Genomic DNA, 6,592 nt, shown 5'->3' on the forward strand with positions numbered 1-6,592 from the left:
CGGCGAGCAGGCCGACCACACCGTCCGCCTTCTCCACCACACCACGGATCAGCAGCGCCGGGCTGGCGCGGGCGACCCGGTGGTAGCCCTGCCACAGCCCGAGCATGCAGATCACGTTCACCATCCCCGTCTCGTCCTCGATGTCGAGGAAGGTGATCCCGCCCGCGGTGGCCGGGCGCTGTCGGTGGGTGACCGCGCCACCGATCAGCACCCGGTCCCGTCCGAGCTGGGCCCTGCGCGAGGGTCACGATCATGCCGGCGCCTCGGCGATCGGCGTGTTCTGCGCGGCGGCCAGCCACCACCGGCCGTCCCGTTCGATCAGGGTGTACAGGGCCATCTCCGAGAACCCGGTGCCGTCGTGTGCTCGCCGGCGGATCTGCCCTATCGCGATTCCGGGCGCCGGGGCGCGCACGGCGACGACCTGGAACTCTGAACGCGGTGCGACCCGGGCGCCCATGAGCCGACGATGCACGGCGATCAACTCGTCGAAGCCAGCCAGGCTGGCGCCGTAGGGACTGCCCCACAACACGTCCGCGGCAAAGGACTGGTCATAGACGTCCGCGTCGCCGGCGTCCAGGCCTTCCTGCAACTCGGTCGCGAGACGGGCCATGGCCGCCTCGGCCGCGGCGTGTGCCGCCGGGTCGTCGTCAAGCACCGGCCGCATCTGAATCCGAGCCATGGTTCCTCCTCGGTAGGGGGTCCACGCCGGACGCTAAGAGCTGAACCGAACTTGAAGTCAAGGCTCTGCGATCAATCCCAGCGCAGACGCCCGCCAGGCCCAGGTTCAGCCGCTCCACCGCGTGGCGGGCGATGAGGAGGGCGTCGAACAGGGCATCCAGCTCGGTGTGGATCCGCTCGCACCCGGCCGAAATTAGATCGTCAGGATCAGAACCGGGCCAACTTTACTGGCACGAACTCCCAACGGGCCAGACTCAATGACAACGGGCCGGCTTCGACAGCGAAGGACAGCGAGGACCACACTCGCCGGCGAGGAAGGCCGGGGTGGGGCCAGAACTCGCCCGCGATCAAGAGCTCCGGAGATCACTAAGTGGGTCCCGGACTCGGAAAGTTGGGCCACTTCGTTGACACAAACCGCCGCCGATCATCAGAACAAGATCATAAGAGTTGGGTGCATCACAGCAACACCAGGTCGACGGGGCCGCGGGCAGCGCGGGCCAACGCCGCCGCGCCGTCGGGGCACCGCCCGCTGCCATGGCGCAGCGCACGAAGCACAGCGGCCAGCCGCTCACCGGTCCCACTGTCGTCCTCGACAATCATGATGCTCGCTATGACACCACACGACAGTTTCTGACCAGAACCCGCTCGCTCGCCCTTCTTACTCGCAAGGCGACGTTGTCGAGTTCTGCCGGCAGTGGGTGAAAGCATTCCACACTGACGGCCGGCAGGTCGCTCATCACCCCATCGAGCCGGGCGACGGGCGATTTTCCGGTCGCGCCGGGACGCCGTCGCCACGGTTCTTTAGCTGCTGGACGAGCTCATGCAGACCGGGATCGCGGACAGCAGGACAACAGCCAGGGCGATGGGGATGATGTAGTGGTCGATCGGGATCGAGCGACCGAGAGAATATCCTGGCAGCGTCACGCCGAGCGCCCAGACGAGACCCCCGACGATGTTGTAGACGGTGAAGGCGCGGGCGGGAACGCGGTTGACGCCCGCACGCCCTCACATCTTCCTTACATGAAGCGACGTGCAGGATATCGACACCACAGCGCCTTGGCCACCGGGCCGTCGACAGGGGAGGAAGCACCGCGCGGTTGGACGGCAGGCAACACCCCACGGCCGATCCGTCCTCCCCGGCTCCCCCCGTCGCCGGTCCGCCCACCGCGACAGACGAACCGAGAAAGAGACCCATGACCTCACAACGCAGCCTCGTCACCGCAGACGACACTCTCGCGCCGGTTCGTCGGCCCCTCAGCAAGGTCCCAGAAGTCACCATCTTCTTCTGGATCATCAAGGTCCTCTGTACGACGGTCGGTGAATCGGCCGCCGACTTCCTGAACGTCGACCTGGACATCGGTCTGACCGGGACATCCGTTGTCACCGGTGTCCTCCTCGTCGGCGCCCTGATCCTTCAGTTCACCGCGAGCCGCTATGTACCGGCCAGGTACTGGCTCACGGTGGCATTCGTGAGCGTATTCGGAACACTGGTGACCGACAACCTCACGGACAACCTCGGCGTGCCGCTGGAAACGAGCACTCTGATCTTCGGTGTCCTTCTCGCGCTCACCTTCCTCGCGTGGTACCTGACCGAGAAGACGCTCTCCATCCACTCGATCTTCACCCGGCGGCGCGAGGCATTCTACTGGCTGACCATTCTCGTCACCTTCGCCCTCGGTACAGCAACCGGCGATCTCATGGCCGAGGTGCTCGGAATCGGCTACCTGATGACAGGCATCATCATGGCGGCGTTGATCGCCGCTCTCGCCATCGGGTGGCGATTCGGGCTCTACCCCGTTCTCGCCTTCTGGCTCATTTACATTCTGACCCGGCCGCTCGGCGCGTCGATCGGTGACTACCTCTCCCAGTCACCGGACGCGGGCGGGCTGGGCCTGGGCGCCACACTGACAAGCGTGATCTTCACGGCCGGGATCATCGGCATCGTCGTCTATTTCTCGGCGACGAAAGTGGACGTCATCCCGACCGCCTCGACCTACGACACCGGCACGACGACAGGGCCAACAGGACCGCCGGGACAGGGCGGCCTGGCGCAGACGGTCGTCGTGGTGGCCCTCATTCTCGTCACCGCGGGGACGGGATACTTCCTGCGCAAGTCCGCACTGGAGAGCGGCACCCCGGGCCTGGCCTCCAGCGCCGGCCAGACAACACAGACCTCTCCTCTCGGCGACCTCTCGAAGTTCCGGACCATCACACAGGACACGCTGGATCGCCTGAACGCCGGCCAGCAGTCCTCCGCCACCTCCCGTATCAGCGACCTCGAAACCGCGTGGGACGACGCCGAAGCGCGCCTGAAGCCAAAGGACAAGTCCGCCTGGAGCGCAATCGATGACAAGATCGACACGGCGCTACGCGCACTTCGTTCGACGAACCCGGACATGAACCACGAACGAACAGCCCTGACCGAACTCCTCGCCGGCCTCGGCCCGAACACCGGTACCTGACTGAAGACCCTCCGAGCCGGCCCTATCCGCGTGGAGCGACCAAGAAACGCTGGAAACGGCGCCATGCCCCGCTAACGATTTTTGGTCGGACCCGATACCCGGTTCCTCCAGCTGGTGCGGAACTCCCGCTCACCACAGGTCGATCTTTCTGTCACTCATAGTAATCGCATGGGCCGGTGGTTTAGACGGTCTCGACGCTGTATGTAACGATCAGCGCGCCGCGCCCAGTGTTCGCCCGTTCTCGCGGCAGCCCCAGCATGCGCTACTCGGTGTAGCGGTCGAGCTTGTCGGTCGACTCGTCGGCGAGCTCGAGGCCGCACAGTAAGCCTGTGGGCGATGTCGTACGGATGACCGCGGGCCTGGGTGGTCTGCTGGCCGTTGCGGTCACCTGCCTCACCGTCGCCCGGGTGCCGCTTCGCCGGGCGATGGTCACCGCCGCGGCCCGTGCGGTCGCCCAACTCGCCCTGGTCGGCCTGGCATTGCGCGGGGTGCTGGCCGCTCCAGCGACAACGATCGCGGTCCTCGCCATGATGCTCACCGTCGCGACTCTGACCGCGACAGGCCGCCTCACCGGCTTCCCCCACGCCGGGCGTGTGGTCCTCACCGCCTGCACGGCCGGCGCGGCGGTCACACTCGGGATCATCTTCGCCGTCCCGCTGCTCGACCGATCCGCACGCTATCTGGTCGCAGCCGGCGGGATCGTGATCGGCGGGGCCATGACGGCCTGCACCCTCACCGGCCGGCGGCTGTTCGACGCGATGGTGCGCCGCCGCGCCGAGGTCGAGGCCTGGCTCGCCCTCGGCGCCACACCGCGCCAGGCGGTCGCGGACCTCACCCGTACCGCCGTCCGAGAGGCCCTGCTGCCCGCCGTCGACCAGACCCGCACGGTCGGGCTGGTCACCTTGCCCGGCGCGTTCGTCGGCGCCCTGCTCGGCGGGGCAAGCCCCACGGACGCGGCACGCTTCCAGCTGGTCGTCCTCGTCGCCCTGCTCACCGCGGAGACGCTGGCGGCCGTCATCCTGGCCTGGCTGTTCGGTGCTCCTACCCACATCCCCGACCAGAATACGTAGCTCGTCGTATCCAGTTCGCGCGGCGACATCGTTGACCTGGCGCGCGGCTTGATTCAGCGTCCAGCCGTGGGCGTGCCGCCACGCCGTACGAGGCCGAAACTGATAACGCCTCGCGAACTCAGCGGCGATCTCACCGCGCCCCATCCCCAGAGCCCGCATGCGGGAACGAAGATCGTCCTGTTTCTCCCGCAGGCTCATCCGTGCCGTCGCCATCTCCACCCACTCAGTCCTTGGTCCGCAGCGCACCGCTATCGGCGCAGACTAGAGCGCCGGTCAGGTAGTCAGGCTGCTTGCTGATCGTTTCTGTGGCGGGCGATGACGTGGAGGTGGTGGACGACGGCGGTGCGGCGTAGGTCGAACAGGTTCTTGCGCTGCCCGCGGTAGCGGGCGCGGCGGCCCTGCCAGTGGCCGACGTGGGCGAGGGTGTGCTCGACCGCGGTGCGTTCGCGCAGGCGGGTACGGCCGGCTGGTGTCGCTTGGCGCCCGCGTGCTCGCCGCCTCCGAGGAGGACCTGGCCGCCGGCCGGCTGCACCTGGCGCTCTACGTCGGTGGCACCCAGGACGCCGGGTCGAGCGCCGGCCGGTTCACCTCACTGCTTCCGGGTAGCACGCCGCGCGTGGCCGACCCGCCCGCAGACGCGCTCGTCGCGGAGGTGGTGGCCCGGCCCCGCGTTCCGGTGCTGGCGACGATCGCCCCGCCGACCGGTGTCGCCTCGATTCGTATCCCCGTCGGGATCCCCGCCCGGCCGGGTGATCTACGACTCGACGACTTGCTGCTCGTGGCCGACGCCGCGCGCCTCACGCTGTGGTCTCGGGATCGCCGGTGTCAGGTCGTGCCGGTCCTGAACTCTCGGATCGGGCCGCGTTACCTGCCGGCGGAGGCCCGGCTGCTGGCGCTGCTGGGCCGGTCCGGGTGCCGCCCGTGGCGGCTGTTCTCCTGGGGGCCGCTGCGTGACACCGCTTTCCAGCCACGGGTGCGGTATAGGTTGACGATTCTCGCGCCCGCCCGGTGGCGCCTGCCGAGGCTGCTGACGGACGCCGCGCGCGACACCGCGGCCTGGCCGGCCCAGCTGCGCTCCTGGCGGACGTCCACCGTCCCGCCACCTCCGACCGTGGTCGTCACCGACGATGACGAACGACAGCTCCCGCTCGACCTCGACGATCCGCGGGACGCGGAGCTGCTGCGCCGCTATGTGCGGCGCGGGCTGCGGGCCGTCACCGAGCAGCCCGGCGGCGACGGCACGATCCAGGAAGTCGTCACCGGGCGTCCGGCCGCCATCTGCTCGAACTCGTCATCCCGCTCGCCGCCACGGCGCCCCCGCCGGCCCCGGCTCGTCCTATCACCGCGCTGCCCCGGCCAGCTGGGGCCGGGCACTACCTGCCAGGCGGCCCGTGGCTGTCGCTCGCGATCGGCGCACCGGCGGCCCAGCACGACGAGATCCTCGCCGACCTCGCCGGGATCCTCCCGGACCTGCGCGGAATGTCCGACCGCTGGTTCTGGCTGTGCTACCGCACCCAGGCCACCGGCCCACACCTGCGGGTCCGTTTCCACGGGGCCCCGGCCGTACTCGGCGGCGAACTCCTGCCCGCCGTCTCCCAATGGGGCGCGCGCCTGGTGGCGGACGCTCTGGCCTCCGGATTCAGCGTTGAGCCCTACGACCAGGAGATCGAGCGCTACGGCGGGCCGCTGGCGATCGAGGCAGCCGAGGAGGTCTTCGCGGCCGACAGCGACCTGGTACTCGCCACGCTGACCGCGACCCATGAGCCTGAGCAGCGGCTCGTCGTGGCCGCGCTGACCGCGGCGACGGTGGCACGCACTCTCGCCGACTGTGATCATGCCGCGCTCGGCCGCCCCCGCCTCGACCGGGCCGCCCACCGCCGCCTCGCCGAGCTGCGCCGCCTCGTGAACGACGCGGCCCGCGGCGGCACAGCCGCGCTCCCAGCCGGGGCCGCGGGCGGTCTCGCCGACGGCCTGCCCGGAACGGCGCTGTTACACGCCCGGCTGGCGGTCGTCCATGCTGATTTCGCGACGGCCGCGGCGAACCACTGGACCCACGCGGCCCGCCAGACCCTGCGGGGCGTCGACCACCTCGTGTGTTTCACGCTGGTGCGGGCCTGGCCGCGTCGCTGATCATCGGCGTGCCCTGCCTCCCAGACCCAGCCCGCCACGCCACGAGCACGGCCAGGGCCGCCCGCTGGCTGTCCACGCAGGCCGTCACCCTCGCCGAGCACCACCACGCAGCCCTCACCCACCGGGCGATGAGCACGCCCTGGCACGTCTACGACGTCATCACCGGCCTCGCCGGGACCGGCAGGGTCCTGCTCGCCGCCCACCAGTCAGGGCACGCAGCCGCCGAGCCCGGGCTCCTCGCCGCGCTCACCA

General features: G+C 69.4%; 5 protein-coding genes and 4 pseudogenes. 5 read left to right on the top strand and 4 right to left on the bottom strand.

What is annotated here, in order from left to right:
• The 3 genes and pseudogenes from NBW84_RS03300 to NBW84_RS03310 form a co-directional block, all read right to left on the bottom strand.
• Window positions 1–214, bottom strand: a pseudogene (locus NBW84_RS03300) (hypothetical protein); the annotation flags it as partial.
• A gap of 36 nt (window positions 215–250) precedes the next feature.
• Window positions 251–679: an SgcJ/EcaC family oxidoreductase gene (locus NBW84_RS03305; RefSeq protein WP_250281571.1), complete on the bottom strand. Its 429-nt coding sequence runs from the start codon at window positions 677–679 to the stop codon at window positions 251–253.
• A 455-nt stretch (window positions 680–1,134) separates the two neighbouring features.
• The gene (locus NBW84_RS03310) at window positions 1,135–1,278 is read right to left on the bottom strand and encodes a hypothetical protein (protein ID WP_250281573.1); all 144 of its coding nucleotides are present in this window, start codon (window positions 1,276–1,278) and stop codon (window positions 1,135–1,137) included.
• A 593-nt stretch (window positions 1,279–1,871) separates the two neighbouring features.
• On the opposite strand from NBW84_RS03310, the gene NBW84_RS03315 reads away from it, so the two are divergent.
• Together NBW84_RS03315 and NBW84_RS03320 are read left to right on the top strand one after the other, a co-directional pair.
• Window positions 1,872–3,140, top strand: a complete 1,269-nt coding sequence (locus tag NBW84_RS03315) for a COG4705 family protein (RefSeq protein ID WP_250281574.1) — start codon at window positions 1,872–1,874, stop codon at window positions 3,138–3,140.
• 347 nt (window positions 3,141–3,487) lie between these two features.
• Window positions 3,488–4,210 carry an ABC transporter permease gene (locus NBW84_RS03320; RefSeq protein ID WP_250281576.1) on the top strand — a complete coding sequence of 241 codons (723 nt, stop codon included), beginning with the start codon at window positions 3,488–3,490 and terminating at the stop codon, window positions 4,208–4,210.
• Window positions 4,211–4,491: 281 nt separating this feature from the next.
• Here NBW84_RS03320 and NBW84_RS03325 read toward each other — a convergent pair.
• Window positions 4,492–4,698 (bottom strand): annotated as a pseudogene (locus NBW84_RS03325) (hypothetical protein); the annotation flags it as partial.
• Between NBW84_RS03325 and NBW84_RS24055 the strand changes: the two are divergent.
• The 3 genes and pseudogenes from NBW84_RS24055 to NBW84_RS03335 form a co-directional block, all read left to right on the top strand.
• A pseudogene (locus tag NBW84_RS24055) lies at window positions 4,698–5,333 on the top strand (lantibiotic dehydratase); the annotation flags it as partial. The pseudogenes NBW84_RS03325 and NBW84_RS24055 sit on opposite strands and share 1 nt — an antisense overlap.
• Window positions 5,334–5,605: 272 nt before the next feature.
• A complete protein-coding gene (locus NBW84_RS03330; RefSeq protein ID WP_445548622.1) occupies window positions 5,606–6,340 on the top strand; it encodes a thiopeptide-type bacteriocin biosynthesis protein in 735 nt (244 codons plus the stop codon).
• 8 nt (window positions 6,341–6,348) lie between these two features.
• Window positions 6,349–6,592 (top strand): annotated as a pseudogene (locus NBW84_RS03335) (hypothetical protein); the annotation flags it as partial.

This window comes from Protofrankia sp. CiP1_Cm_nod2, assembly GCF_920664355.1.
In the GTDB taxonomy this organism is placed as follows: domain Bacteria; phylum Actinomycetota; class Actinomycetes; order Frankiales; family Frankiaceae; genus Protofrankia.

Excerpts from the sequence above, each read along its gene's own strand:
- NBW84_RS03315 (WP_250281574.1), top strand. The coding sequence starts at position 1,872 with ATGACCTCACAACGCAGCCTCGTCACCGCAGACGACACTCTCGCGCCG.
- NBW84_RS03320 (WP_250281576.1), top strand. The coding sequence starts at position 3,488 with ATGACCGCGGGCCTGGGTGGTCTGCTGGCCGTTGCGGTCACCTGCCTC.
- NBW84_RS03310 (WP_250281573.1), bottom strand. The coding sequence starts at position 1,278 with ATGATTGTCGAGGACGACAGTGGGACCGGTGAGCGGCTGGCCGCTGTG.
- NBW84_RS03305 (WP_250281571.1), bottom strand. The coding sequence starts at position 679 with ATGGCTCGGATTCAGATGCGGCCGGTGCTTGACGACGACCCGGCGGCA.